Raw genomic sequence first — 25166 nt, 5'->3', positions numbered from 1 at the left:
CACGAGGAGGAACCACCGTTGACCTCTCCCCCGGCTGAAGCAGGGGGATTCAGCCCTCGCGGGTTGAGCTTTCTGCTTCATCGACAGCAGCTGCCCCGAACTAACGGCGGGGGACGTGGGTACGCCCAGCAGTCTTACGCCAGCTCCACAGACCTGACATCCCGCCAGCCCGGCGGTAGGCCCCGCCAGCTTGGTTGCCGCCGACCGGGCGGCGCCGATGCTACACGCCTGTTCACCCGAGGGGCGAACCGGCTTTTCCTGCCCTGCTCTGCAGGGGTCCGATTCTTCCCCCGCCTGGAGGCGGGCGTATCCACGGAGGAAACCCGATGACCCGCCCCGTCCTCGCCGTCACCCTCGGCGACCCCGTCGGGATCGGCCCGGAGATCACGGCGCGCACCCTCGCCGAGGTCGCCGGGCAGACCGGGCACCACGGCGTCGCCGTCGGCGACGCCGAGGCGCTGCGCCGCGGCGCCCGCGCCGCCGGCCTGGACGTCGAGGTACGCCCGGTGACCGGCTTCGACGCCGAGCCCGCGGGCCCCGGCGTCATCGACGTCCACGACACCGGCGAACTCGGCGCGGACGTACCCGAGTGGGGCCGGGTCGACGCCCGCGCCGGCCGGGCCGCCGTCACCGCCATCGAGGTCGCCACCCGCGCCGCGCTCGACGGACGGGTCTCCGGGATCGTCACCGGCCCCATCAACAAGGAGGCCATCTGGCAGGCCGGTTCGAAGCACCTCGGCCACACCGAGATGCTCGGCGAACTGACCGGCGTGACCCGCCAGGACACCATGTTCGTCGTGCGCAACACCGCCGCCGAGGGCCACCACCTGCGCATCTTCTTCACCACCCGGCACGTCGCCCTGCGCACCGCGCTCGACCAGATCACCGCCGAGCGGGTCGGCGCGTCGATCCGCGAGGCCGTCACCGCGCTCCAGGTCTTCGGCACCGAGTCGCCCCGGCTGGCCGTCGCCGCGATCAACCCGCACGGCGGCGAGAACGGCGCGTTCGGCGACGAGGAGATCGTGCACATCGGCCCCGCCTGCGAGGCGGCCCGCGCCGAGGGTCTGGACGTCAGCGGCCCCGTCCCCGCGGACTCGGTGTTCCACCAGGGCCTCGTCGGCCGCTACGACGGCGTGCTGTCCCACTTCCACGACCAGGGCCACATCCCCGCCAAGACCTACGACTTCGACGGCACCATCTCCGTCACCGTCGGCCTGCCGATCCTGCGCACGTCCGTCGACCACGGCACCGCTTTCGATATCGCGGGCACCGGCCGCGCCGATCACGGCACAATGCTCTCGGCGTATCTCGCGGGCGTGGACTACAGCCCGTTCGCGGAGCGGATCCGCCGGACGTACGGCTGACCCACCCCGCCCGCCGCCGGCGTGGCGCGCGGCGGGCGGACCCGATGGACGGAGGCACGTGTGGCCCACCCGACGGCGCGGCGCGGCACCCGCGAGCGGCACGAAGCCCTGCTGCGGCTGCTCCGCGAAGGCACCACGCAGGTGGAGGAGCTGGCCGCGGCGCTCGCCGTGTCACCGTCCACCGTGCGGCGCGACCTCGGCCGGCTCACCGAGGGCGGCCGGGTGACCCGCACGTACGGCGGCGCGGTGGTGCCCGAGGCGTTCGCCGAGCGCCCGGTCGGGGAGAGCGCGCTGGTACGGCTGCACGCGAAGGCGGCGATCGCCGAGTCCGCTTTGGCGCTGGTGCCGGAGAGCGGCGCGGTGTTCGTCGACGCGGGCACGACCTGCGCGGCGCTCGCCCGCCAGCTCCTCGACACCGACGTGCCCGCGGGCGGCGTCGTCGTCACCCGCGGCCTGGAGACCGCGCAACTGCTCGCCGGCGCCCCGGACGTCGACGTGGTGATGCTCGGCGGCAGCGTCCGGCCGCTGAGCCACGGCCTGGTCGGGCCGCTCACCGACCTGGCGCTGGAGCGGCTGTCGTTCTCGGTGGCGTTCCTCGGCGCGGACGCGGTCGACCCCGGACGCGGCGTCGGCGAGCCGACGCTGGAGGAGACGGCGGTCAAGGAGCGCGTCGCGGCCCGGGCGCACCGCGTCGTGGTCCTGGCCGACGCCACGAAGCTCGCGGTCGCCGACGCGCCCGCCTGGGCCCGGCTGCCCGCCGGCTGGACCCTGGTGACCGACGCCGAGGCCCCGGACGGGCTGGACGCCCGCTGCGCGGCGGCGGGCGTCACCCTCGTCCGGGCCGGCTGAGCCGGCGCGGCCGTACGGGCTCAGCCCGCCCGGCGCAGCAGCGCGCCCGCGTCGGCCAGCACCGCGCCGATCCGCTCCAGCGTGGCGTCGTCCCGCGCCACCGGCTCGTACGCCCGCCCCTCCGAGGTCGACCAGCGCCGCGCCACCGCCGCCGGGTCCTCGTTCAGCAGCAGCCCCGCCGCCTGCGCCGCCGCGCCGAGCGCCACCAGCTCCTGCGCCCGCGGCACCTGCACGGCCCGCCCCGACAGCCGCCGCACCGTCTCGCGCCACGCCGAGCCCTGCGCCCCGCCGCCGATGAGCAGCAGCGGCGCGTCCGGGTCGGCGTCCGGCCCGGAGACCTCCGCCAGCGCCGTCAGCAGCGCGTGCACCGCCCCGTCGTACGCGGCCTGGAGCACCTGCCCGGGGGTGGTGTCGTGGCGCAGCCCGTGGATCACGCCGGAGGCGTGCGGCAGGTCGGGGGTGCGCTCGCCGTCGAGGAAGGGCAGCACGACGGCCGAGCCGCCCGGGCGCACCTCCTCGCGGAAGCGGCCGAGCAGCGCGGCGATCCGGTCCACGGCCTGCGTGCAGTTGAGGGTGCAGGCCAGCGGCAGCCAGTCGCCGCGGGCGTCGGCGAAGCCGGCGACGGTGCCGGTGGCGTCGGCGGGACGGTGCCGGGAGACCGCGTAGACGGTGCCGGAGGTGCCGAGGCTGAGCACCGGCTGCCCGGGCTGGAGGCCCAGGCCCAGCGCGGCGGCCATGTTGTCGCCGGTGCCGGCGGCGACGAGCGCGCCGCGCGGGACGGGCAGGTCGTCGCCGCGGACGGTGCCGGCCGCCTCGCCGGGCCGCAGCACCCGCGGGAGCAGGGCGGGGGAGAGGCCGACGCGCTCCAGCGTCGCGGCGTCGTAGTCCTCCGTCCCGGCGTCCCACCAGCCGGTGCCCGAGGCGTCGCCGCGGTCGGTGACGGCCGCGCCGGTGAGCCGCTCGGTGAGGTAGTCGTGCGGCAGCCGCACGGCCGCCGTGGCGGCGGCGGAGTCCGGTTCCTGGGCGGCGAGCCACGCCCACTTGGTGACGGTGAACGAGGCGGCCGGCACGCTGCCGGTGCGTTCCGCCCAGCCCTTCGGCCCGCCCAGCTCCGCGACCAGCCGGTCGCGCTCGGCCGCGGAGCGCACGTCGTTCCAGAGCAGCGCGGGACGCACCGGACGCCCGCGGGCGTCCAGCGTCACCAGCCCGTGCTGCTGCGCGCCGACGGCGACGGCCGCGGCCTCGCGCGCCGGGTCGCCGCAGGCGGCGAGGGCGGCGCCGAGCGCCTCCCACCACTGGTCCGGATCGCTCTCCCGCCGGCCGCCGGTGCTGACGGCGTGCGCGGCCTGGCCGTGCGCCACCACCTGCCCGGTCTCGCTGTCGACGACCAGCGCCTTGGTGGACTGCGTCGAACTGTCGACGCCGATGACGAGGGGCCCCATGCTTTGTCCTCCGCGACTCGTGGGCCGGCTCTTCCCTCCGGCCCGGTCGGCATCCTATTTTGTAAAGCGGCCTTACGAAATAGATCCGCCGAAGGAGCCAGCATGTCGTACACGCCTACCCCCGAGGACAGGTTCAGCTTCGGTCTGTGGACCGTCGGCTGGCAGGGGCGCGACCCCTTCGGCGACGCGACCCGCGCGGCCCTCGACCCGGTCGAGAGCGTGCAGCGCCTCGCCGAGCTGGGGGCGTACGGCGTCACGTTCCACGACGACGACCTCATCCCCTTCGGCGCCTCCGACACCGAGCGGGAGTCGCACGTCAAGCGCTTCCGGCAGGCGCTCGACGCCACCGGGATGGCCGTCCCCGCGGCCACCACGAACCTCTTCACCCACCCGGTCTTCAAGGACGGCGCCTTCACCGCCAACGACCGCGACGTCCGCCGCTACGCGCTGCGCAAGACGATCCGCAACATCGACCTGGCGGTGGAGCTGGGCGCCAAGGTCTACGTCGCCTGGGGCGGCCGCGAGGGCGCGGAGTCCGGCGCCGCCAAGGACGTGCGCGTCGCGCTCGACCGGATGAAGGAGGCGTTCGACCTCCTCGGCGAGTACATCACCGGCCAGGGCTACGACCTGCGCTTCGCCATCGAGCCGAAGCCCAACGAGCCGCGCGGCGACATCCTGCTGCCCACCGTCGGCCATGTGCTGGCCTTCGTCGAGCGGCTGGAGCGCCCGGAGCTGTACGGCGTCAACCCCGAGGTCGGCCACGAGCAGATGGCCGGGCTCAACTTCCCGCACGGCATCGCCCAGGCGCTGTGGGCGGACAAGCTGTTCCACATCGACCTCAACGGCCAGAACGGCATCAAGTACGACCAGGACCTGCGCTTCGGCGCGGGCGACGTGCGGGCCGCGTTCTGGCTGGTGGACCTGCTGGAGTCGGCCGGCTACGCGGGCCCGAAGACCTTCGACTTCAAGCCGCCGCGCACCGAGGACAAGGAGGGCGTGTGGGCGTCGGCCGCCGGCTGCATGCGCAACTACCTGATCCTCAAGGAGCGCGCCGCCGCCTTCCGCGCCGACCCCGCCGTGCAGGAGGCGCTGCGCGCCTCCCGCCTCGACCAGCTCGCGCAGCCCACCGCCGACGACTCGGGCCTCGCCGGGCTGCTCGCCGACCGCGGCGCGTACGAGGACTTCGACCCGGAGGCGGCGGCGGGGCGCGGGATGTCCTTCGAGCACCTGGACCAGCTGGCGATGGACCACCTGCTGGGCGTCTGAGCCACGCACGCCGCGGCCCGTCCCCGGACCGCGCACGGGCGCCGCCCCGGACCGCGCACGGACTGATCCCACCCCACCCGTCCCCTCACGCCCGCCCAAGGGTACGAGCCCCCACTGACAAGGCCGGGCGGGCCCGTACGCGGCCGTGGGCCCGCCGTTACCGCCCCCGGGCCGCCGTACCGCCCAGGGGCCGCCCCGGGCCGCGTACGGCGCCGTGGGCCGCCCCGCGGGCGGCCCGACCCGCTCTGACCGGCGGCGGAGTGTCGCAACCCTGTCACGACCCCGGCGGAGCCGTCCCTTCCGCCGCTGCGCCGGGTGAAGCTGGGGCCATGAGTTTCCCGCCGCCCGAAGACACGCCGCCGCCGGGCCACACCCCGCCGGACGGCAGCACCCAGCAATGGCCCGCGCCGCCCCCGCCGCCGCCCGTGAGCGGCGGCAGGAACCGGAACAAGCTGATCCTGGCTGTGGCCGCGTCGCTCGTCGTGCTCGGCGGCGGCGTCGGCCTGACGTACGCGGTCGTCGGCGGCGGCGGCGAGGACGACGACCCGCCGTGCGCGTGCACGCCCGCGCCCACCGAGAGCCCCTCCGCCGGTACGGACGACCTGCCCAGCGGGCTGGACCCCGAGGACATCCCGACCGAGCTGCTGCCCAGCGGCCTGGACCCCGAGGACCTGCCCAGCGGTCTGAACCCGGAGGACATCCCGACCGAGCTGCTGCCCAGCGGCCTGGACCTCGACGAACTGCCCAGCGGCCTGGACCCCGAGGACATCCCGCCCGGGCTGCTGCCGGAGGAGGTTTCCTAGACCGCCGCGGCCCGCCGCCCGTACCCCGCCGTAGGATCGATCGTCATGACCACCCCGGCGGACATCGTACGGCGTGCCGAGCGGCACGAGTTGACGTTTCGCGGGCGCCGCCGGCGCTTCCTGCTGCTCCGCCCCGGGCCCGGCAGCGGCACCGCCGCGCGGCCCGCGCCGCTCGTCGTCGACCTCCACCCCAGCGCCCTCGGCCCCGCCGCCCAGCTGCGCGGCAGCGGACTCGGGGAGCTGGCCGCGCGCGGGTACGCCGTGGCGGCGCCGCAGGGCGCCCTGCCGTACCTCGGCGGCTGGGCCTGGTCGCTGCCCGGGGTGCCGCTGGCGGGCGAGGAGCGGATACGGGACGAGGCCGCCGGCGTCGACGACGTGGCGTTCCTCGGCGCGCTGCTCGACACCCTCGACGGGATGCTCCCCGTCGACCCCGCCCGCCGCCACCTGGCCGGCTTCTCCGGCGGCGCCCGGCTCGCCGGCCACGCCGCCGCCCGCTTCGGCGACCGCCTCGCCTCGGTGGCCTGCGTCGGCGGCGTCCGCCGGCCGGGCGGCGCCGACGACCCCGCCCCGCCGCTGCTCGCCGTCCACGGCCTGCGCGACGACACCAACCCGTACCGCGGCGGCGCCGGTCCCCGCTGGGACGAGCCGGTGCCGGACGCCGTCGCCCGCTGGGCCGCCGCCGCGGGCTGCGCGGCCGATCCCGTACGGACCGAACCCGCCCCGGGCGTCACCGAGTTCCGGTACCGCGACGGCGCCGGGCGGGAGCCCGTGCGCCTCGTCGCCGTCGCCTCGCTGGGCCACGCCTGGCCGGGCACGCCCGACCCGCTGCTCGGCGGGCACCTGAGCGGCGCGGGCAGCGACGCCTACGACGCCTCCGCGGCCGTGCGCCGCTTCTTCGAGGAGACCGGCCGCGCGCCGGCCGCGGGCACGCCCTGAGCCGTACGGCCGCGGCGGTGCACGCCCGCGCCCGTACGCCCCGCCCCTACCGCTCTCCGACCTCCGCCGCCGCCGGGTCCAGCACCCGCGCCAGGAACGTCCGCGTCCGCCGGTGCTGCGGGCTGCCGATCACCTGCTCCGGCACCCCCTGCTCCACGATGGCGCCCTCGTCCATGAACACCACCCGGTCCGCCACCTCCCGCGCGAAGCTCATCTCGTGCGTGACCACCAGCATCGTCATGCCCTCGTCCGCGAGGTGCCGCATCACCGCCAGCACGTCGCCGACCAGCTCCGGGTCGAGCGCCGAGGTCGGCTCGTCGAAGAGCATCAGCTCCGGCTCCATCGACAGCGCCCGGGCGATCGCCACCCGCTGCTGCTGCCCGCCGGACAGCTGCGCCGGATAGGACTTCTCCTTGTCGGTGAGCCCGACCCGCACCAGGTTGGCCCGCGCGACCTTCTCCGCCTCCGGCCGGCTGCGGCCGAGCACCCGCCGCTGCGCGATGGTCAGGTTGTCCAGCGCCGTCAGGTGCGGGAAGAGGTTGAACGACTGGAAGACCATGCCGATCCGGCGGCGCACCCGGTCGATGTCGACGTCCGGGTCGGTGACCTCCGCGCCGGCCACGAAGATCCGCCCCGCGCTCGGCTCCTCCAGCATGTTCACGCAGCGCAGCAGCGTCGACTTGCCCGAGCCGGAAGGGCCGATCACGCAGACGACCTCGCCGCGCGCGACGGTCAGGTCGATGCCGCCGAGCACCTCCAGGTCGCCGAAGGACTTCCGCAGCCCCTCGATGCCGATCGCCGGGGCGTCCGGGGCGGCGGCCTGCGCCGCGTCCTTGTCCAACGAGGTCACTTGGCCTTCGCCGCCTTCGCCTCTAGCCGCCGGACGAGATGCCCGAGCGGAATGGTGATGATGAGGTAGCACAGCCCCGCGACGAGGATCGGCGTCAGGCTCAGGTTGTCGTTCAGCGCGTCGCGCCCGAACTTCGTCAGCTCCTGCTCGTCCACCGACAGCCCCAGCACGTAGACCAGCGACGAGTCCTTGGTGAGGAGGATCAGCTCGTTCGTCAGCGGCGGCAGCACGATCCGGAACGCCTGCGGGATCACGATCGTGACCATCGCCCGCGTCTGCGACATCCCCAGCGACCGCGCCGCCTCCAGCTGCCCCTTCGGCACCGCCTGGATGCCCGCGCGGATCGTCTCCGCCATGTACGCGGCCCCGACCAGGCCGAGCGCGAGCATCGTGGTGAAGAGCAGGTTGATGTTCACCTGGAAGGCCAGCGGCACGCCGTAGCCGAGGGCGATGAACACCAGCAGCGCGGGCACGCCGCGGAAGAACTCGATGTACACCGTCGCCAGCCACCGGTTCGGCGGCACGGACGACAGCTTCATCAGCGCCAGCAGCAGCCCGAGCGCCAGCCCGAAGGCGAAGCCGAGCGCGGTGTACGTGACCGTGTTGACCAGCGCGGTGGTGAGGACGTCGGGGAACTGGTCCCGGGCGACGTCGAGGTTGAAGAACGCGTCCTTGACCTCGCCCCAGTCCGCGAGCAGGCCGACGGCGGCCGCCGCCGCGAGCAGCACGCCGTACTGCGCGCCGCGCGCCGCCTTCGCCCGCTGACGGGGGCTGAGGGACCGGCCGCGGCCGCCGTCGCGCTTGGTGCCGGACTCCTTCACTGCGGCGCCTCGCCGAACCACTTCTTGTAGATCTTGTCGTAGGTGCCGTCGTCCTTCGCCTTCGCGAGCACGTCGTTGATCACCTTGAGCAGTTCCTTGTTGTCCTTGCCGACGCCGATGCCGTACTGCTCGCCGGTGTCGAACTCGGTGGAGACCTCGAAGTCCGGGCGGTCCTTGACCCAGTCGTAGAGCACGCCGTTGTCGTTGATCGCCGCCGGGATCTGCCCGCCCTCCAGCGCCTGCAGCAGCAGCCCGAGGTCCTCGTAGTCCTTGACCTGGACGTCGTCCGCGTTGTCCTCCGCGTACTCCTGGCCCGTGGTGTCCATCTGCACACCGAGCCGCTCGCCCTTCAGCGACTCCAGCGAGTCGAAGCCGGAGCCCTTCTTCGTCGCCAGCGCCTGCGTGGCCTCGAAGTACGGGTCGGAGAAGGCGAACTTCTTCTTGCGCTCCTCCGTGATGGTCATGCCGGCCGCGGACAGGTCGCACTTGTTCGAGGCGAAGACCGCGCCGGACTCGATGCCCTCGAAGGGCGTGTCGATGACCTCCTGCTCGACGCCGAGCTCCTCCGCGACCAGATCCATCAGCTCGATGTCGAAGCCGACGATGTCACCGCTCTCCTTGTCCTTGAACTCGAAGGGCTCGTACGGCAGTCCGGTGCAGTTGAGGAGCTTCCCGTCCTCGACGAGCGACACGTCGCCGCTCGATCCGGACTTCTCCGTGCTGCTGCACCCGGCGAGGAGTACGGCCGCCGCGCCAATGGCTATGAGCGGCAGCGGGGGGCGGTACGACACGATGCCTCCTGGGCAGGGCGGCGCTGGTTGCGCGCTGCTGGAATGCGCATCCTGCCACCGGTCTACGCGCGTGTCTCCGCCCCGGTCATTTCGAGCGGGTAACGGACCCGGGCGCATGATCCCGAACGCTCCCTATGGGAGGGGTTGTGCGGGGGCGGCGGGCCGTGCGGTGCGGGTCAGCCGTCCTCCAGCACCGCCGCCAGCGCCGCCGCCGGGTCCGGGGCCGGGGGGCCCGCCGGGGACCAGGCGGTGCCCTCCTTGCGGTACGGCCACCAGCGGCCGTCGCGGCCGTAGCGGAGCTGGGCGCCGGTGCCCACCGCCGTCCAGCGGGCGCCGGCCGCGCGGAGGCGGGGGCGGGTGCCCGGCTCCCAGGCGGCGGCCAGCTGGTCCGTGGCGCGGGCCAGCGCCGCCGCGTCCGGCGTCCAGTCGTCCTCCAGCACCGCGAGCCCCGCGGCGCCGCCGTGCCGCCAGGCCCGTACCGCCCGCTCCATCGCGCCCCGGTCGCGCCCGCTGCCGCGGGCGAGCCGGACGGCGATACGAGCCCCCGCACCGCCGCCCGCCGCCGCTCCGGCCCCGGCCCCCGCTCCGGCCGCCCCGCCGTCGTCGGCGCCGCCGCCCGCCGCGGGCGGGGTCGCGGGCCGTGCCGCCGCCGCCATCCGCACCGCGTCCTCGGCCACCGTCAGCTCCCCCGGCGGCGGCGCCCCGGCGTGGCCCGGGGCCAGCGCGTCGGCGAGCAGCCGGCGGGCCCGTACCGCCGTGTCCGCGACCAGGAACTCCAGCGCCGCCACGTCCACCCCCGGCGCCGGCTCCGCGCCGCCGGTGAGCACCGGGGGTGTCCCCGGCTCCGCGACCGGCCCGAGCGGCGGCGGCACCGGCGGCAGCGAACCCGCCGCCGCGTACGCCTCGTCGGCGCGCACGCCCGGCGGCTTTGGCCGCGCCCCCACGGCACCCGCGGGCACCGCGGAAGCCCGCGCCGAGCTCCGCTCCTGGAGGTCCGTCAGCAGCCGCGCCTCGCCCCGCCCCCGCATCAGCAGCAGCACGAACGGATCCGCGTCCAGCAGCCGCGCCACGTGGTAGCTCAGCGCCGCCGTGTGCGCGCAGTGGTCCCACTCCCCGCAGCCGCACTCCGGGTGCAGGTCCCCGATCCCCGGCAGCAGCGCCACCCCGGCCGCCGCCGCGTCCTCGTCCAGCTCCGGCGGCATGTCCCGGTCCAGCAGCGCCGCGATGTGCCCGGCGCGGTCCGCGATGGTGTCCAGCAGCCGATCCCAGTCGGCGTCGTCGAGCTGCTGCACCAGCACGTCCGTGCGGTACGGGGTACGGTCCGCGCCCAGCACCCGCGCCGTGATCCGCCCCGGCCGCACCGCGACGGCGCCCACCGCGCCCGCGCGCGCGTGTCCCCGCCCGCGCCGCAGCAGCGTGCCGTCCAGCACCGTGTCCTCCAGCGCCTTCAGCCACGCCCGCCCCCACCAGGTCCGGGCGAACCCGCGGCCCCGGCTCGGCGGCAGCGCCTCGAACGTCAGCTCCTCCGGCTCCGTCATCACTCGCCCCCTCGCGGCCCGGCCAGCCGGACCAGCTCCGCCAGCTGCTCGTCGGACAGTTCGGTGATCGCGGCCTCGCCCCCGCCGCCGAGGACGGCGTCGGCGAGGCCCTGCTTGTGCTGAAGCATCCGGGCGATGCGGTCCTCGATCGTGCCCTCGGCGATCAGCCGGTGGACCTGCACGGGCTGGGTCTGCCCGATGCGGTACGCGCGGTCGGTGGCCTGCGCCTCGACCGCGGGGTTCCACCAGCGGTCGTAGTGCACGACGTGGCCGGCGCGGGTGAGGTTGAGGCCCGTGCCGGCGGCCTTCAGCGAGAGCAGGAAGACCGGCGGGGCCTCGCCCGGGGGGCTGTCCTGGAAGCGCCGCACCATCTCCTCGCGCTCCGGCACCGGTGTGCCGCCGTGCAGCAGCTGGGTGTTCACCCCGCGGGCCGCGAGGTGGGCCCGGAGCAGCCGGGCCATCTGCACGTACTGGGTGAAGACCAGCACGCCGCCGTCCTCGGCGAGGATCACGTCCAGCAGCTCGTCGAGGAGTTCGAGCTTCCCCGAGCGGCCGGGGATGCGCGGATCGTCCTCTTTGAGATATTGCGCGGGATGGTTGCAGATCTGCTTCAGCGCGGTCATCAGCTTCATGATCAGTCCGCGCCTGGCCATGTCGTCCGCGCCCTCGATCGCCGCGAGCGTCTCGCGCACCACGGCCTCGTACAGCCCGGCCTGCTCGGCCGTCAGCGCCACCGCCCGGTCGGTCTCGGTCTTGCGCGGCAGCTCCGGCGCGATGCCCGGGTCGGACTTGCGGCGGCGCAGCAGGAAGGGCCGGACGAGCCGGGCGAGCCGCTCCGCGGCGTCGGCGTCCCCTTCGCCCCCTTCCACCGCGTCGGCGTAGCGCGTGCGGAACCGCCGCAGCGGGCCCAGCAGTCCGGGGGTGGTCCAGTCGAGGATCGCCCACAGCTCGGAGAGGTTGTTCTCCACCGGCGTGCCGGTCAGCGCGACCCGCGCCCGGGACGGGATGGCGCGCAGCGCCTTCGCGGTCGCGGAGAAGGGGTTCTTGACGTGCTGCGCCTCGTCGGCGACGACCAGCGACCAGCCCGCCTCCGCCAGCCGCTCGGCGTCGAGCCGCATCGTCCCGTACGTCGTGAGCACGAACCCGCCGTCCGCCGCGTCCGCCAGCGACCGGCCGGCGCCGTGGAAGCGGCGCACGGGGGTGCCGGGGGCGAAGCGCTCGATCTCCCGCTGCCAGTTGCCGAGGAGGGAGGCCGGGCAGACCACGAGCGTCGGGCCCGCGGTCTCCTCGTGCTCCTGCCGGTCGAGGTGCAGGGCGATGAGCGTGATCGTCTTGCCCAGGCCCATGTCGTCGGCGAGGCAGCCGCCGAGGCCGAGGGAGGTCATGCGGCGCAGCCAGCCGAGGCCGCGCAGCTGGTAGTCGCGCAGGGTGGCGGCGAGGGCCGCGGGCGGGGCGGCCGGCCCGTCCGTGCGCTCCGGGTCGGCGATGCGCTCGCGCAGCGTGTCCAGCCAGCCGCTCGCGGCGACCCCGACCCGCCCGCCGGGCACGGCCGGGTCGTCGACCTCGCCGGTGAGCGCCGCGCCGAGGGCGTCGACGGGGGTCAGCTCGGCGTCCTTGCGGTCGAGCGCGCGGCGCACCGACTCCGGGTCGACCAGCACCCAGCGGTCGCGCAGCCGCACCACCGGGCGGGCGGCCTCGGCGAGCCGGTCCAGCTCCGCGCGGGTCAGCTCCACGTCGCCGACCGCGTAGCGCCAGCCGAACGCGACGAGGGCGTCGGCGGACAGGTAGGAGGGCCCGGCGGACCGGCCGGCGGGATCGTCGGTCCCGCCGGCGGGGCCGACGACGGCGCGGGCGGTGAGGTGGCGGGTGAGGTCGCGGGGCCAGTGGATCTCGACGCCGGCGGCGGCCAGGCCGCGGGCGCCGGGGCCGAGGAGGGCGGCGAGGTCGTCGTCGCCGAGGTCGACGGCGTCCGGTACGGCGGCCGAGAGCAGCGGGGCGAGGGCGTCCCAGGCGTGGGCGGCGCGGCGCAGGGTGAGCAGGGCCTGCATGCGGGCGCCGGGGCCGAAGTGCGCGGCCGTGCCGGCCCACACGTCGGCGGCGTCGGCGAGGAGGGTGGGGTCGGCGGTGCCGTGCAGCTGGACGACGGCGCGGAAGGCGGGCCGGGCGCCGGTGGTGTCCATCTCGACGCGCAGCGAGACCCGTACGCCCGCGTCGTGCCCGGCGGCCACGTCGTCGGCCCAGGCGCGCTGCTCGGGGACGTGCCGCGGCTCGGGCGCGGCGAAGGCGCGGCCCCCGGCGGCGAGGACGGCGGCGGGGGAGCGGGGGAGGCCGTCGGCGACGGCGTCGAGGAAGGCGCGCAGCAGCAGTCCGGGCTCGGGGAGGAGTACGGGGGTGTCCGCGCCGGAGCGCGCGCCGTGCGCGCTTCCGCCCGCCGCCTCCGCACCGTACGGGCCGGGCGCTCCGCCCGCCGCCGCCTCCGCCTCGGCCGCCGGCCGCGGCGCCGCGTGCGCCTCCGGCGGCATCGCCGCCGCCAGCTCCCGCAGCTGCCGCACGTCGTCCTCGCCCAGGGGGCCGCAGCGCCAGGCGTCGTAGCTGCCCTCGCTCAGCCCCGGCAGCAGCTTGCCGCGAGCCGCGAACCGCAGCGCCAGCAGCGCGGCGGTGCCCCAGAACACCGCCGCCGGGTGCACGCCGTCCGCGCCGGCGGCGTGCGCCGCCCGGGCGCGGGTGAGCACCGGAACCGCGTCCGCGGCGGGCAGCAGCAGCGCGGGCACCTCGCGGGTGCCGCCGCCCGGGACGGCGACGGTCAGCGGGGCGCGGGTGCCGCGGGCGTGGCCCGGCGGCCCGGCGGCGGAGGCGCCGTCCGCCGCGGGGCCGCCGCGTCCGCCGGGCTCCGGGAGCCAGAAGGCCATCCGGCCGGTGCGGGCGGGGTCGGCGGGCAGGAAGACGGCGGCACAGCGGGAGAGCGGGGGAAGGGCGGTCACGAACGGACGCACTCCTCAAGTTTGACTACCGGGCGGTCGAGAGTACCCCAGGCCAGGCGGCCCCGGACGCCGTCCCGGCGTGATCAACTTCACTTTTCCGCGAGCGTTTCCGCAAGGGGTGTATCTGGCACTACCTTGTGCCGGGTGGATTGCACCCGGGCGTTCCGGGTGCTGACGTCATCGCGCCGCGCTGTCCGGTTCCCGTAGCGTCGAGGTCCTCGCACCGAGAGACCGGAGGCGCCATGCAGCAGGCCACTGCCACACCGTCCGCCAAGGGGGCACCGAACCGCAGGAGTTCGGAGTTCACCCCGCTGCTGCGGGAGGTGAAGGCCGCCGGGCTGCTGCGGCGGCGCCGTGGCTGGTACGCCCGCTGCACGGTGCTGACGCTGCTGGCGCTCGCCGCCACCGGCGTCGGCGTCCACCTCGTCGGGAACACCTGGTGGGTGCTCCTCCTCGCGGTGCCGGCCGCGGTCTTCTCCACCCGCGCCTGCTTCATCGGCCACGACGCGGGCCACGCGCAGATAGCGTCGACCCGGCGGGTGAACGGGCTGATGGGCCTGCTCGGCGGCAACCTGCTGATCGGCATGAGCCGCGGCTGGTGGAACGACAAGCACAACCGTCACCACGCCAACCCCAACCACACCGACAAGGACCCGGACGTCGGCGTCGGCGTCCTGGTCTGGACCCAGCGCCAGGCCGCGTCGCGCGAGGGCTTCTCCTGCTGGCTCACCAGGAACCAGGCCCGCCTGTTCTTCCCCCTGCTGCTCCTCGAAGGCATCAACCTGAAGGTGTCGAGCTGGCGCGACCTGCGGCGGCAGAAGCCGGGCGAGCGCTGGGTCGAGGGTCTGCTGCTGGGCGCCCACCTCGTCGGATACGCGGCCCTGCTGCTGACCGCCATGTCGCCCGGTAAGGCGGTGGTCTTCGCGCTGGTGCAGCACGCCCTCTTCGGCCTGCACCTGGGGATGTGCTTCGCGCCCAACCACAAGGGCATGGAGATGCTCGACGACGGCGACGACTGGGGCTACCTGCGCAAACAGGTGCTGACCTCGCGCAACGTGCGCGGCGGCGCCGTCACCGACTGGCTCATGGGCGGCCTGAACTACCAGATCGAGCACCACCTCTTCCCGAACATGCCCCGCCCCCACCTGCGCCGCGTCCAGCCGCTGGTGCGTGCGCACTGCGCGGCGCTCGGGCTGCCGTACACGCAGACCAGCGCCGTGGAGTCGTACCGGCTGGCGCTGGAGCACATGCACGAGGTCGGCGAGCCGCTGCGCACCCCTCCCGTCCCGTAATGGGTCCCTCATCCACATGTATGACGCCCTCCGGCTCCGGTCATGGGATAAAGGAACCGGGGGAGCGGCGCGACCGTTCCCCAGTCGAGGGCGGTGTGCCGCCGCCGTGGGAGGCAGGAAGATGTCGAATCGAGGAAAGATCGCGGCCGGCGGGGTGGCGGTCGGCCTGCTGCTGTGGGTGCTGACCTCCTTCTGGATCGCCGTGCTGGTGATCGTCGGTGTGCCGGTGGCCGCCTACCTGACCCTGGACTCCGGGCAGCGGCGCCGGCTGCGCCGGGTGACCCGCAAGGAGCTGGGCCGCTGACCGTCGGCGCCGTGGCGCCGACTGCGCCGAGGTGGCCGACGGCGCTGATGGCGCTGGCGGCGCCGTAAGAAAACCGGCAGGGATGTGCCTGATGAGGCCGGTCCTGATCGGCCGAGGGTATGACTCTGTCAAATTCAGTCAGGTTTGGGCGGTGGCCCGGTCATACGCCCCCAACCGGACTAGCGTCCCTGAAATATGGGACACCTCGACCACGCAGCCTACGGGTGGCTGACGCCCGTCCTCTCGTACGGGATGGCGTGCATCGGCGCCGCGCTCGGGCTGCGCTGCACCATCCAGGCGCTGGCGGCCCCCACCGCCCGCTCCCGGCGCAACTGGCTGCTCACCGCCGCGTCCGCCATCGGCACCGGCATCTGGACGATGCACTTCATCGCCATGCTGGGCTTCACCGTCAGCGGCACCGAGATCCGCTACGACATCCCGCGCACGGTGCTCAGCCTCGTCGTCGCCATGGCCGTCGCCGGCGCCGGTGCCTTCGCGATCGGCCACGGCGGCGCCCGCGGCCCCGCCATGGTGGCCGCCGGCCTCGCCACCGGCCTGGGCGTGGCCGCCATGCACTACATCGGGATGTCCGCCGTGCGGCTGCACGGCTCGATCGGCTACGACCTCCCGGCCGTCTCCCTCTCCGTCCTGATCGCGGTCGCCACGGCCACCGCCGCGCTGTGGGCCGCGCTCAACATCCGCACCCCGCTCGCGGTGGGGCTGGCCTCCCTGGTCATGGGGGCGGCCGTCACGAGCATGCACTACACCGGGATGGCCGCCGTGACCGTCTCCGTCGCCCCCTCGGCCGCGGCGCTGGGCGGGGCCACGGCCACGCAGTTCGTCTTCCCGCTGACCGTCGGCCTGGGCTCGTACCTCTTCCTCACCTCGGCGTTCGTCGCGCTCACGCCGACCGCCGCGGAGCGCGCCGCGAGCGTCTCCGCGCAGCGCCTGACCAGAGCGCCCGGCGCGGGCTAGCAGGCCGCGCCGCGCCCGCACACCGGCCGGAACGGACCCGCGGGTCGGACCGGTCCCCGCAAACCCCGACAAGAGGTGGCCATGCGAACACCGGACAGCAACCCGCCGAGCGGCCCGTCCGGTTCCCCGTCCGAGCGGCCGGGCGGGCGCCCCGCGGGCGGGGCGGCTCCGCCGGTGCCGGCGCCGCCGCGGGGCCGCCGGGCGCACGCGGGGCCGCCCGCCGACGAGCCCGGGCCGGCGGGGCCGGGCGTCTGGGAGCGGGCGTATCCGCCGGACGGTCCGGACGGTCCGGGCGCGCAGGACGGGCGGGGCGCGCCGGGCGGCGCGGGGGACGCCGGCGGCCCGGGTACCGCGGCGACGGCCCCCGCGCCCGGGCCCCCCGCGCCCGGGCACCGCGGGCGGCGCCGGCGCCTCGGGCCCCGTACCGTGCGGGCCCGGGTCATCTGCCTGCTGACCGTGCCCGTCGTCTCGCTGATCGCCCTCTGGGGCTACGCCACCGTCGGCACCGCCCAGGACGTCTCCCGGCTCCGCCAGCTCGAACAGGTCGAGCTCCGGGTCCGGCAGCCGCTCGTCGCCGCCGTCGCGGCGCTGCAGGACGAACGCCGCGCCGCCGCGAGCTACCTCGCCCGCCCCGGCGACGACCACCGCGGCGCCTACGGCGAGGCGGCCGCCCGCACCGCCCGGGCCGTCGACCGGCTGCGGCTCGGCGACGGCCACACCGTCGCGGACGGCATCGCCCTGCCCCGGGACGCCGGCCGCCGGCTCGACGAGTTCGTCACCGGGGCGGATTCGCTGGCCCGGCTGCGCGGCGAGGTCGAGGCGGGTACGGCGGGCTGGCGCCGGACGTACGCGCGCTACAGCGGAGTCGTCGACGACGCCTTCGACGTCTCCGGCGCGCTGACGGACGTCCAGCGCGGCGGGTCGGGGTCCGAGGCCCGCGCCCTGCGGGAGTTCGCCCGGTCCGGCGAGATGCTCGCCCGCGAGGACGCGCTGCTGACCTCCGGGCAGCTGCGCGGGTCGCTCAGCGCCGCGCACCACCGCGCCTTCGCCGACGCCGCGTCCGCCCGCGCCGTGCTGGAGCAGGGCTCCGCCGCCGACCTCGACGGCGCCCAGGCGGAGGTCTGGCGCGCGGTCCGCGGCAGCGACGCGTACCGCGTACTCGCCGGGCTGGAGGAGGCCGTGGCCGCCGCGGACTCCGGCGACGCCGCCGTCGCCGCCGCCCCCGCGGGCGCGTGGGCGGGCCCGTACGCCGAGGTGGCCGGCGCCTTCCGGGAGGTGGAGCGGGAGACGGCCGCGGCGGCCGGTGACGTCGACCCCTTCGCGGACGGCGTGCTCACCCCCTCGGGCATCGCCGCGCTCCTCGGCCTCGTCGCGGTGGCCGGCGCGCTCGTCATCTCGGTGCGGATAGGCCGGGAGCTGATCGTCGAGCTCGTGGACCTGCGCAACTCCGCGCTCGAACTCGCCCGCCGCAAGCTCCCGTACGCGATGCGCAGGCTGCGCGCCGGGCAGGAGATCGACATCGCCGGCGAGGCGCCCCGCGGCGAACCGGGCGACGACGAGATGGCGCAGGTCCGCGGGGCGCTGACCACCGTGCACCGGGCGGCGCTGCGCGCCGCCGTGGAGCGCGCCGAGCTGGCGAACGGGATCTCCGGGGTGTTCGTCAACCTCGCCCGGCGCAGCCAGGTCCTCGTCCACCGCCAGCTCGCCCTGCTGGACAGCATGGAGCGGCGCGCCGAGGACCCCGAGGAGCTGGACGACCTCTTCCGGCTCGACCACCTCACCACCCGCATGCGGCGGCACGCCGAGAGCCTGATCATCCTCTCCGGCGCCGCCCCCGGCCGGGCCTGGCGGATGCCCGTGCCGTTGCAGAGCGTGGTGCGCGCCGCGGTCTCGGAGGTGGAGGACTACGCGCGGATCGAGGTGCGGGCGCTGCCCGACACGGCCGTGGTGGGCGCGGCCGTGGCGGACCTGACGCACCTGCTGGCGGAGTTGGTGGAGAACGCGGCGCAGTTCTCGCCCCCGCACACCAAGGTGCGGGTCTACGGCGAGCAGGTCGGCAACGGGTTCGCGATCGAGGTCGAGGACCGCGGGCTCGGCATGGGCAAGGAGGCGCTGACCGCCGCGAACCAGCGGATCCGGCAGTCGGAGGCGCTGGACCTCTTCGACAGCGACCGGCTGGGGCTGTTCGTCGTGAGCCGGCTCGCGGCACGGCACGGCATCCAGGTCAGCCTGCGCGAGTCGGCGTACGGCGGCACGACCGTCGTCGTGCTCCTGCCCACGGCGCTGTTGCAGGCGCCGGTGGAGGGGCCGGCGGAGCCGCCGCCGGGGGCGCCGGGACGGGCGCCGGCGCGGCCGTTCTCGCCGGTGCCGGGGAGTGCGGGGACAACGGGGACTCCGGGGGTCCCGGGAGGGCCGGCGCGCAACGGGGGCGGGGGCACCCGGGTCACGGAGAACGGGCTGCCGGAGCGGCGGTCCGGCCGGGCGCTGCCGGGGCCGCGGAGCGCGCCGCCGGTGCCCCGCGGGCTGGCCGTCGGCCCGGTGGGCGACCGGCCGGCGCTGGCGTCGCGGGAGGACGTCGTGCTGCTGCGGGCCCGCCTCGGCGCCGAGCCCGCCGGCGCCGCGGGGGACGGGCCGGCGGAGGGCGCCGGGGACGGCGCGGAGAGCGCCGCGGAGAACGGCGCGGGGGAGCGTACGGGGGACTGCGCGGTGCCCGGGGCCGGCGCGGGGGCGCTCCCGGACGGGGCGGCGGAGGCGGACGCGTGCGAGACGTACGCGGGCCGCGCCGGGCAGGAGGCCGCCGCCGTCCAGTCGCCCGGGGACGTCAGGCACCTGCCGCGCCGGGTACGGCAGGCGAGCATGGCGCCGCAGCTGCGGCTGGAACCCGCCCCGGCCGACGCGGACGCGGAGGCCGGGGACCGGGTGGCGAACGGAGCGGGGAACGGGGCGGAGAACGGCGACCGGGACGCCGGACCGCGCGGGGAGCCCGGCGCCGCCGGTCCGCCCGCGCCGCGGGAGCGTACGCCGGAAGAGGCGCGCGCACGCATGGCCGCCTATCGCAGCGGCTGGTTACGCGGCGGCGGGCTCCCCGCGGGCCGCCCGTCCGGCGGCGAACCGGACGGCGGGCGCCGGGAGCCGGACGAGACCGCGCACACGTCGACGGAAGGAGATCGCCCATGATCGAGCCGGACACCGTGAACACGCAGAGATCCGGAGGGCTCGACTGGCTGCTGGACGACCTCGTGAAGCGCGTCGCCCACGTGCGTCACGCCGTGGTGCTCTCCGGCGACGGCCTCGCCGTCGGCAACTCCCGGACCCTCGCGCGCGAGGACGCCGAGCACCTGGCGGCGGTCGCCTCCGGCTTCCACAGCCTCGCCAAGGGCGCCGGCCGGCACTTCCGGGCCGGCGGCGTACGGCAGACGATGGTCGAGATGGACGACGGCTTCCTCTTCGTGGCCGCGGCCGGCGACGGCTCCTGCCTCGCCGTGCTCAGCTCCGCGACCGCGGACATGGGTCTCGTCGCATACGAGATGGCCCGTCTGGTCACCCGTGTGGGTGAGCATCTATACACCCCGCCGCGAACGGCCGCAGCGAAGCCGCGGAATCCGGGCTGAGCACGGCGGTGACACGTTATGACTGAAGATATGAGTGGCACCCCTCCGCACCACGGCAGTCACTGGTACGACGCCGAGGCGGGCCCGCTGGTCCGCCCGTACGCGATGACCGGCGGCCGGACCCGGCCGGTGACGACCACGGTGCGGTTCGACCTCATCGCCCTCATCGACCTGGAGGAGGAGACACTTGAGGTCGCGGGGAAGGAGGTCGAGACGCTCGGGCCCGAGCACCGGGCGCTCGTCGACCTCTGCCGGATCGAGACCCAGTCCGTCGCCGAACTGGCGGCGGAGACCGATCTGCCGGTGGGGGTGGTGCGGGTGCTCCTCGGCGACCTGGTCGAACTCGGCTGCGTACGGGTGAGCAGGCCCGTGCCGCCCGCGCAGCTTCCCGACGAGAAGATCCTGAGAGAAGTGATCGATGGACTCCGCGCCCTCTGACCGCAGGGTCGACGACGCGCTGGCGCTGAAGATCCTCATCGCCGGCGGCTTCGGGGTGGGCAAGACCACCCTGGTCGGCTCCGTCAGCGAGATCCGTCCGCTGCGCACCGAGGAGCAGTTGAGCGAGGTCGGCACGGCCGTCGACGACACCGGCGGGGTGGACGAGAAGGCCACGACCACCGTGGCGATGGACTTCGGCAGGATCACGATCCGCGCCGGGCTCGCGGTCTACCTGTTCGGCACGCCCGGCCAGGACCGCTTCTGGTTCCTCTGGGACGAGCTGGCCACCGGCGCGCTGGGCGCGGTGGTGCTGGCGGACACGCGCCGGTTGCAGGACTGCTTCCCGGCGGTGGACTACTTCGAGCACCGCAGCATCCCGTTCATCGTCGCGGTGAACTGCTTTCCCGAGTCGCGCAGCTACGGCGCCCACGAGGTCGCCCGTGCCCTCGACCTCGATCAGGGCACGCCCGTCGTGCTGTGCGACGCCCGCGACCGGGACTCCGGGAAGGAGGTGCTGATCCGGCTGGTCGAGTACGCCGGACGGGTGCACAGCGCCCGGCTGCTCGACACCGTCGGCACGGAGCCGGTGGGCTGAGCCGGGGCCCGCGCGCCGGCGGGCCGGCGGGAGTCAGTCGGCGACGCGGCTCTCGGAGACCACCTTGTCGATGCCGACGCGGACAAGGAGTTCCCCGGGGACGGCGTTGCGCGCGCCGAAGCTCTCGGCCTGCTCTTCGCCCATGTAGCGGGCGGCGATGGCGGTGGCCCAGCGGCGCATCTCGGCGAGGTCCTCGGTGATCCTTGCGCGGCCGGAGAGCACGGCGAACGAGAACGGCGGGTGCTCGTCGTCGACGCAGAGGGCGGCGCGGCCGTCGCGCGCGAGGTTGCGGCCCTTGACGGTCTGCGCGCCGGTGTTGAAGACGAAGTCGTCGCCGTCGAGCAGGTACCAGATCGGGGCCACGTGCGGGCTGCCGTCGGCGCGGACGGTGGCCAGCTTGCCGGTGCGCGTACCCGCGGAGACGAAGGCACGCCACTCTTCTTCGGTCATCTTCTCGCCCATGGGAGCAGGTTATCCACAGGGGGAGGCGGGGAGGGTCGCGACGCGCTAGGCTCGTCACCGAGAGTAATCGAAACGGGTTTTCGAGTGACGACGGGGGAGATGGTCATGGCGGTACGGGCTGATGCGGCCGCGGGTGCGGAGCTGCTGCCGTTCGGGCGCGCGGCGACGGAACTGGGGCTGCTGCCGCGGGAATTGGCGCTGGCCGTGCAGCTGGGGCTGGTGCTGACGGAGCCGCCGCAGCGGGCCGGCGGGCGGCGCCGGGTGGCGCAGGCCGAGGTGGCGCGGCTGCGGGCGGCGGAGGGCGCCGGCGGCTCCGGGGCGGCGGCGGTCGCGCTGCGCGAGCGGCTGCGGCTGGTGGGGACGATGTCGGGGGCGGAGGAGCTGGGCGTCTCGCCCGCGCGGTTCACCCGCCTGGCGCGGGCGGGGTGCTGCACGCCGGCCCGGTTCTACGTGAACCGGTATCGCCGCGTCGTCTGGCTGTATCTCGCGGTGGAGGTGGCGGAGTTCGGGGACCGGGAGCCGGGGCTGCTGCGGGGGCCGCTGCCGCCGGCGATGCGGGCGGAGCTGGCCGACGGCGCGGACGCCCGCGCCCGCGGGTGGCGGCAGCGACGGGTGGAGCAGCTGCTCGCGGAGCGGGTCGGCCCGTGGGAGCGGGCGGGCGCGTATGCGGCGGTGCTGGGCGACGAGGAGCTGGCGGAGGAGGTACCCGACGCCGGGGAGCGGGCGCGTGTCGTCGAGCGGCGGGCGGAGCTGGTCACCCCGGTGCGGGGAGGCAGCGAGACGGCCCGCCGGGTGGTGGAGGGCCTGCTGCTCGCCGGGACCGACGAGGAGTCCCTGGGCTACCGGCTGGGCCTGGCGGTGGAGCTCCAGGCCGCGCGGGCCGAGCACGCGACCCCGCCCGCGAGCCCGGTCCCGGTCCGGGCCCCCGCCGCGGTCGCGCCACCGGGAGGCGCGCCACCGGGGGGCGCGCCGCCGGCGCGGCCGGCGGGTGCGACGCGGCCACGGCGCGGCAGCCTCGCCTGGCTCCGGCGCGGCCGCCGGCGCCGCACGGGGCTGCCCCGCTGAGGCGGGCCCCGGTGCCCGGGGCACGGGTGCGCGGCGTGGAGGCGGCGTTCCAGGGGCCCGCCGGACGGACCGGCCGGGACGCCGGCCCGCGGCGCCCCGCCCGGGGACGGTCAGCTCGCGGGCCTGCCGGCCGGCGGCGCCCCGGGGACGGTCAGCTCGTCGCGCCGCTCAGCGGGCCGACGCCGGTGACGCGGACGACCGCGCGGCCCTCGGCGTCGGAGGCGGTCAGGTCCACCTCCGCGGAGATGCCCCAGTCGTGGTCGCCCTCCGGGTCGGCGAAGGTCTGGCGGACGCGCCAGAGGGCGTGCTGCGGGTCCTCCTCGATCCGCAGCAGCCGCGGTCCGCGGGCGTCCGGGCCGGTGCCGATGTCCTCGTACTCCTCCCAGTACGCGTCCAGCGCCTCGCCCCAGCGCTCCGCGTCCCAGCCGGACTCCTCGTCCAGCGCGCCCAGCTCGTCCGCGTCGTCGAGCGCCGCCAGCTCCACCCGGCGGAACAGCGCGTTGCGGACGAGGACCCGGAAGGCGCGCGCGTTGGTCGTCACCGGCCGCACCTGGTCGGCGTGCTCCAGGGCCTCCTCGGCGGTCTCCTCGGCCGGGTTGGCCAGCTGCTCCCACTCGTCCAGGAGGCTGGAGTCGACCTGGCGGACCATCTCGCCGAGCCAGGCGACGATGTCCTCGAAGTCCTCGGACTTCCGCTCGTCCGGCACGGTGTGGTCCAGCGCCTTGAACGCGCTCGCCAGGTAGCGCAGGACGATGCCCTCGGTGCGGGCGAGTTCGTAGAAGGAGACGAACTCGCCGAAGGTCATGGCCCGCTCGTACATGTCACGGATGACCGACTTCGGGGAAAGGGGGTGGTCGCCGACCCACGGGTGGCTCTTGCGGTACAGCCCGTAGGCGTGGGACAGCAGCTCCTCCAGCGGCCTGGGGTAGCCGATGTCCATCAGCCGCTCCATCCGCTCCTCGTACTCGACGCCGTCCGCCTTCATCTGGGCGACCGCCTCGCCGCGCGCCTTGTTCTGCTGGGCGGCGAGGATCTGCCGCGGGTCGTCGAGGGTGGACTCCACCACGGAGACCATGTCGAGCGCGTAGGAGGGGGACTCGGGGTCGAGGAGGTCGAAGGCGGCCAGGGCGAAGGTCGACAGCGGCTGCTGGAGGGCGAAGTCCGACTGGAGGTCGACGGTCAGGCGCACGATGCGCCCCTGCGCGTCCGGCTCGTCGAGCTGCTCGACCACGCCGCCGTCGAGGAGGGAGCGGTAGATCGCGATGGCGCGGCGGATGTGCCGCAGCTGCTTCCTGCGCGGCTCGTGGTTGTCCTCCAGCAGCCGGCGCATCGCGGAGAAGGCGTTGCCCGGGCGGGCGATGACCGACAGCAGCATGGCGTGGGTGACGCGGAAGCGGGAGGTGAGCGGTTCGGGATCGGCGGCGATGAGCTTCTCGAAGGTGTTCTGCGACCAGTTGACGAAGCCCTCCGGCGGCTTCTTGCGCACCACCTTGCGGCGCTTCTTCGGATCGTCCCCGGCCTTGGCGAGCGCCTTCTCGTTCTCCACCACGTGCTCCGGCGCCTGCGCCACCACCAGCCCGGAGGTGTCGAAGCCGGCCCGGCCGGCGCGCCCGGCGATCTGGTGGAACTCGCGCGCCCGCAGCGTGCGCACCCGGCTGCCGTCGTACTTGGTCAGCGCGGTGAACAGCACCGTGCGGATGGGCACGTTGACACCGACGCCGAGGGTGTCGGTGCCGCAGATGACCTTCAGCAGCCCGGCCTGCGCCAGCTTCTCCACCAGCCGCCGGTACTTGGGCAGCATGCCGGCGTGGTGGACGCCGATGCCGTGCCGGACGTAGCGGGAGAGCTGTTTGCCGAACCGGGTGGTGAAGCGGAAGTTGCCGATGAGGGCGGCGATCTCGTCCTTCTCGGCGCGGCTGCACATGTTGATGCTCATCAGCGCCTGCGCCCGCTCCACCGCCTGCGCCTGGGTGAAGTGCACGATGTACACCGGTGCCTGCCGGTTCTCCAGCAGCTCCGTCAGGGTCTCCGTGAGCGAGGTCGTCCGGTACTCGTACGACAGCGGCACCGGCCGGGTCGCCGAGCGGACCACCGCGGTGGACCGGCCGGTGCGCCGGGCGAGGTCCTCCTCGAAGCGCGAGACGTCGCCGAGCGTCGCCGACATCAGCACGAACTGCGCCTGCGGCAGCTCCAGCAGCGGGATCTGCCAGGCCCAGCCCCGGTCCGGCTCGGCGTAGAAGTGGAACTCGTCCATCACCACCTGGCCGACGTCGGCGTCCCGGCCGTCGCGCAGCGCGATGGACGCCAGCACCTCGGCGGTGCAGCAGATGACGGGTGCGTCGGCGTTGACGGAGGCGTCGCCGGTGAGCATGCCGACGTTCTCCGTACCGAAGATCTTGCACAGGTCGAAGAACTTCTCGGACACCAGCGCCTTGATCGGCGCGGTGTAGAACGAGACCTCGTCCCGGGCCAGGGCCGCGAAGTGCGCACCGGCCGCGACCAGGGACTTCCCGGAGCCGGTGGGGGTGGACAGGATCACGTTCGAGCCGGAGACGACTTCGATCAGGGCCTCTTCCTGCGCCGGATAGAGGGAGATGCCCCGCTCCTCGGTCCAGGAGGAGAACGCCTCGAAGAGGTCGTCGGGGTCGGCGGCGGGCGGCAGCTGATCGATAAGGGTCACCCGTCCATACTGCCTTCCGCCGCCCCCGAAGTGTGAACCCCGCGAACGTCCGAAGATCAACCGCGCTAGGCTGTGCCGCCGACGGGCGGTGTGCGTGGGGCCA

21 protein-coding genes are annotated in these 25166 nt (G+C 75.4%); 13 read left to right on the top strand and 8 right to left on the bottom strand.

What is annotated here, in order from left to right:
* Positions 1 to 326: 326 nt before the first annotated feature.
* Positions 327 to 1364, top strand: coding sequence for a 4-hydroxythreonine-4-phosphate dehydrogenase PdxA (gene pdxA / locus ACHZ99_RS20215; protein WP_420306050.1), 1038 nt, complete (start codon positions 327 to 329; stop codon positions 1362 to 1364).
* A 60-nt stretch (positions 1365 to 1424) separates the two neighbouring features.
* On the top strand, positions 1425 to 2213 hold the full coding sequence (locus ACHZ99_RS20210) for a DeoR/GlpR family DNA-binding transcription regulator (protein ID WP_420306049.1): 789 nt from the start codon (positions 1425 to 1427) through the stop codon (positions 2211 to 2213).
* A 20-nt stretch (positions 2214 to 2233) separates the two neighbouring features.
* On the opposite strand, the gene xylB is transcribed toward ACHZ99_RS20210, so the two are convergent.
* Positions 2234 to 3655: a xylulokinase gene (gene xylB, locus ACHZ99_RS20205; protein ID WP_420306048.1), complete on the bottom strand. Its 1422-nt coding sequence runs from the start codon at positions 3653 to 3655 to the stop codon at positions 2234 to 2236.
* A gap of 102 nt (positions 3656 to 3757) precedes the next feature.
* Here xylB and xylA point away from each other — a divergent pair, with 102 nt between their 5' ends.
* From xylA to ACHZ99_RS20190, 3 genes are all read left to right on the top strand, one after another.
* Entirely contained in the window at positions 3758 to 4921 is a 1164-nt protein-coding gene (gene xylA, locus ACHZ99_RS20200) for a xylose isomerase (RefSeq protein WP_420306047.1), read from the top strand.
* A 329-nt stretch (positions 4922 to 5250) separates the two neighbouring features.
* Positions 5251 to 5724 carry a hypothetical protein gene (locus ACHZ99_RS20195; RefSeq protein WP_420306046.1) on the top strand — a complete coding sequence of 158 codons (474 nt, stop codon included), beginning with the start codon at positions 5251 to 5253 and terminating at the stop codon, positions 5722 to 5724.
* A 45-nt stretch (positions 5725 to 5769) separates the two neighbouring features.
* Entirely contained in the window at positions 5770 to 6660 is an 891-nt protein-coding gene (locus tag ACHZ99_RS20190) for an alpha/beta hydrolase family esterase (RefSeq protein ID WP_420306045.1), read from the top strand.
* A 46-nt stretch (positions 6661 to 6706) separates the two neighbouring features.
* On the opposite strand, the gene ACHZ99_RS20185 is transcribed toward ACHZ99_RS20190, so the two are convergent.
* The 5 genes from ACHZ99_RS20185 to ACHZ99_RS20165 form a co-directional block, all read right to left on the bottom strand.
* Positions 6707 to 7501, bottom strand: a complete 795-nt coding sequence (locus ACHZ99_RS20185; protein ID WP_420306073.1) for an amino acid ABC transporter ATP-binding protein — start codon at positions 7499 to 7501, stop codon at positions 6707 to 6709.
* A gap of 5 nt (positions 7502 to 7506) precedes the next feature.
* Positions 7507 to 8331, bottom strand: a complete 825-nt coding sequence (locus ACHZ99_RS20180) for an amino acid ABC transporter permease (RefSeq protein ID WP_420306044.1) — start codon at positions 8329 to 8331, stop codon at positions 7507 to 7509.
* The gene (locus ACHZ99_RS20175) at positions 8328 to 9122 is read right to left on the bottom strand and encodes a basic amino acid ABC transporter substrate-binding protein (RefSeq protein WP_420306043.1); all 795 of its coding nucleotides are present in this window, start codon (positions 9120 to 9122) and stop codon (positions 8328 to 8330) included. Before ACHZ99_RS20175 ends, ACHZ99_RS20180 begins: the two co-directional genes overlap by 4 nt.
* 176 nt (positions 9123 to 9298) lie before the next feature.
* On the bottom strand, positions 9299 to 10663 hold the full coding sequence (locus ACHZ99_RS20170) for an SWF or SNF family helicase (RefSeq protein ID WP_420306042.1): 1365 nt from the start codon (positions 10661 to 10663) through the stop codon (positions 9299 to 9301).
* Positions 10660 to 13641 (bottom strand): DEAD/DEAH box helicase, encoded by a 2982-nt coding sequence (locus ACHZ99_RS20165; protein ID WP_420306041.1) that lies wholly within the window; start codon positions 13639 to 13641, stop codon positions 10660 to 10662. Before ACHZ99_RS20165 ends, ACHZ99_RS20170 begins: the two co-directional genes overlap by 4 nt.
* 242 nt (positions 13642 to 13883) lie before the next feature.
* Here ACHZ99_RS20165 and ACHZ99_RS20160 point away from each other — a divergent pair, with 242 nt between their 5' ends.
* The 7 genes from ACHZ99_RS20160 to ACHZ99_RS20130 all read left to right on the top strand — a co-directional run bounded on the left by ACHZ99_RS20160 (position 13884) and on the right by ACHZ99_RS20130 (position 20856).
* Positions 13884 to 14933: a fatty acid desaturase family protein gene (locus ACHZ99_RS20160; RefSeq protein ID WP_420306040.1), complete on the top strand. Its 1050-nt coding sequence runs from the start codon at positions 13884 to 13886 to the stop codon at positions 14931 to 14933.
* A gap of 121 nt (positions 14934 to 15054) precedes the next feature.
* Positions 15055 to 15237, top strand: coding sequence for a hypothetical protein (locus tag ACHZ99_RS20155; protein ID WP_420306039.1), 183 nt, complete (start codon positions 15055 to 15057; stop codon positions 15235 to 15237).
* Positions 15238 to 15432: 195 nt separating this feature from the next.
* Entirely contained in the window at positions 15433 to 16212 is a 780-nt protein-coding gene (locus ACHZ99_RS20150) for an MHYT domain-containing protein (RefSeq protein WP_420306038.1), read from the top strand.
* Positions 16213 to 16638: 426 nt separating this feature from the next.
* Positions 16639 to 19389 (top strand): nitrate- and nitrite sensing domain-containing protein, encoded by a 2751-nt coding sequence (locus ACHZ99_RS20145; protein ID WP_420306072.1) that lies wholly within the window; start codon positions 16639 to 16641, stop codon positions 19387 to 19389.
* Positions 19386 to 19823 carry a roadblock/LC7 domain-containing protein gene (locus ACHZ99_RS20140; protein WP_420306037.1) on the top strand — a complete coding sequence of 146 codons (438 nt, stop codon included), beginning with the start codon at positions 19386 to 19388 and terminating at the stop codon, positions 19821 to 19823. The genes ACHZ99_RS20145 and ACHZ99_RS20140 overlap by 4 nt, the downstream gene beginning before the upstream one ends.
* A gap of 18 nt (positions 19824 to 19841) precedes the next feature.
* Positions 19842 to 20261 (top strand): DUF742 domain-containing protein, encoded by a 420-nt coding sequence (locus tag ACHZ99_RS20135; protein ID WP_420306036.1) that lies wholly within the window; start codon positions 19842 to 19844, stop codon positions 20259 to 20261.
* Positions 20242 to 20856, top strand: coding sequence for a GTP-binding protein (locus ACHZ99_RS20130; protein WP_420306035.1), 615 nt, complete (start codon positions 20242 to 20244; stop codon positions 20854 to 20856). Before ACHZ99_RS20135 ends, ACHZ99_RS20130 begins: the two co-directional genes overlap by 20 nt.
* Before the next feature lie 33 nt (positions 20857 to 20889).
* Here ACHZ99_RS20130 and ACHZ99_RS20125 read toward each other — a convergent pair whose 3' ends face one another.
* Positions 20890 to 21318 (bottom strand): PPOX class F420-dependent oxidoreductase, encoded by a 429-nt coding sequence (locus ACHZ99_RS20125; RefSeq protein ID WP_420306034.1) that lies wholly within the window; start codon positions 21316 to 21318, stop codon positions 20890 to 20892.
* A gap of 105 nt (positions 21319 to 21423) precedes the next feature.
* Here ACHZ99_RS20125 and ACHZ99_RS20120 point away from each other — a divergent pair, with 105 nt between their 5' ends.
* A complete protein-coding gene (locus ACHZ99_RS20120) occupies positions 21424 to 22383 on the top strand; it encodes a DUF6397 family protein (RefSeq protein ID WP_420306033.1) in 960 nt (319 codons plus the stop codon).
* Positions 22384 to 22534: 151 nt separating this feature from the next.
* Here ACHZ99_RS20120 and ACHZ99_RS20115 read toward each other — a convergent pair whose 3' ends face one another.
* Positions 22535 to 25063, bottom strand: a complete 2529-nt coding sequence (locus ACHZ99_RS20115) for a DEAD/DEAH box helicase (protein WP_420306032.1) — start codon at positions 25061 to 25063, stop codon at positions 22535 to 22537.
* Between the last annotated feature and the right edge of the window lie 103 nt (positions 25064 to 25166).

The organism is Streptomyces sp. MAR4 CNX-425 (assembly GCF_048656465.1).
Lineage (GTDB): Bacteria > Actinomycetota > Actinomycetes > Streptomycetales > Streptomycetaceae > Streptomyces.
Note: the sequence above shows the minus strand (reverse complement) of the source record. Positions and strands in the feature narration are given on the sequence as shown.

Excerpts from the sequence above, each read along its gene's own strand:
- ACHZ99_RS20130 (WP_420306035.1), top strand. The coding sequence starts at position 20,242 with ATGGACTCCGCGCCCTCTGACCGCAGGGTCGACGACGCGCTGGCGCTG.
- ACHZ99_RS20195 (WP_420306046.1), top strand. The coding sequence starts at position 5,251 with ATGAGTTTCCCGCCGCCCGAAGACACGCCGCCGCCGGGCCACACCCCG.
- ACHZ99_RS20125 (WP_420306034.1), bottom strand. The coding sequence starts at position 21,318 with ATGGGCGAGAAGATGACCGAAGAAGAGTGGCGTGCCTTCGTCTCCGCG.
- ACHZ99_RS20155 (WP_420306039.1), top strand. The coding sequence starts at position 15,055 with ATGTCGAATCGAGGAAAGATCGCGGCCGGCGGGGTGGCGGTCGGCCTG.
- xylA (WP_420306047.1), top strand. The coding sequence starts at position 3,758 with ATGTCGTACACGCCTACCCCCGAGGACAGGTTCAGCTTCGGTCTGTGG.
- ACHZ99_RS20190 (WP_420306045.1), top strand. The coding sequence starts at position 5,770 with ATGACCACCCCGGCGGACATCGTACGGCGTGCCGAGCGGCACGAGTTG.
- xylB (WP_420306048.1), bottom strand. The coding sequence starts at position 3,655 with ATGGGGCCCCTCGTCATCGGCGTCGACAGTTCGACGCAGTCCACCAAG.
- ACHZ99_RS20140 (WP_420306037.1), top strand. The coding sequence starts at position 19,386 with ATGATCGAGCCGGACACCGTGAACACGCAGAGATCCGGAGGGCTCGAC.
- ACHZ99_RS20120 (WP_420306033.1), top strand. The coding sequence starts at position 21,424 with ATGGCGGTACGGGCTGATGCGGCCGCGGGTGCGGAGCTGCTGCCGTTC.
- ACHZ99_RS20135 (WP_420306036.1), top strand. The coding sequence starts at position 19,842 with ATGACTGAAGATATGAGTGGCACCCCTCCGCACCACGGCAGTCACTGG.
- ACHZ99_RS20160 (WP_420306040.1), top strand. The coding sequence starts at position 13,884 with ATGCAGCAGGCCACTGCCACACCGTCCGCCAAGGGGGCACCGAACCGC.
- pdxA (WP_420306050.1), top strand. The coding sequence starts at position 327 with ATGACCCGCCCCGTCCTCGCCGTCACCCTCGGCGACCCCGTCGGGATC.
- ACHZ99_RS20150 (WP_420306038.1), top strand. The coding sequence starts at position 15,433 with ATGGGACACCTCGACCACGCAGCCTACGGGTGGCTGACGCCCGTCCTC.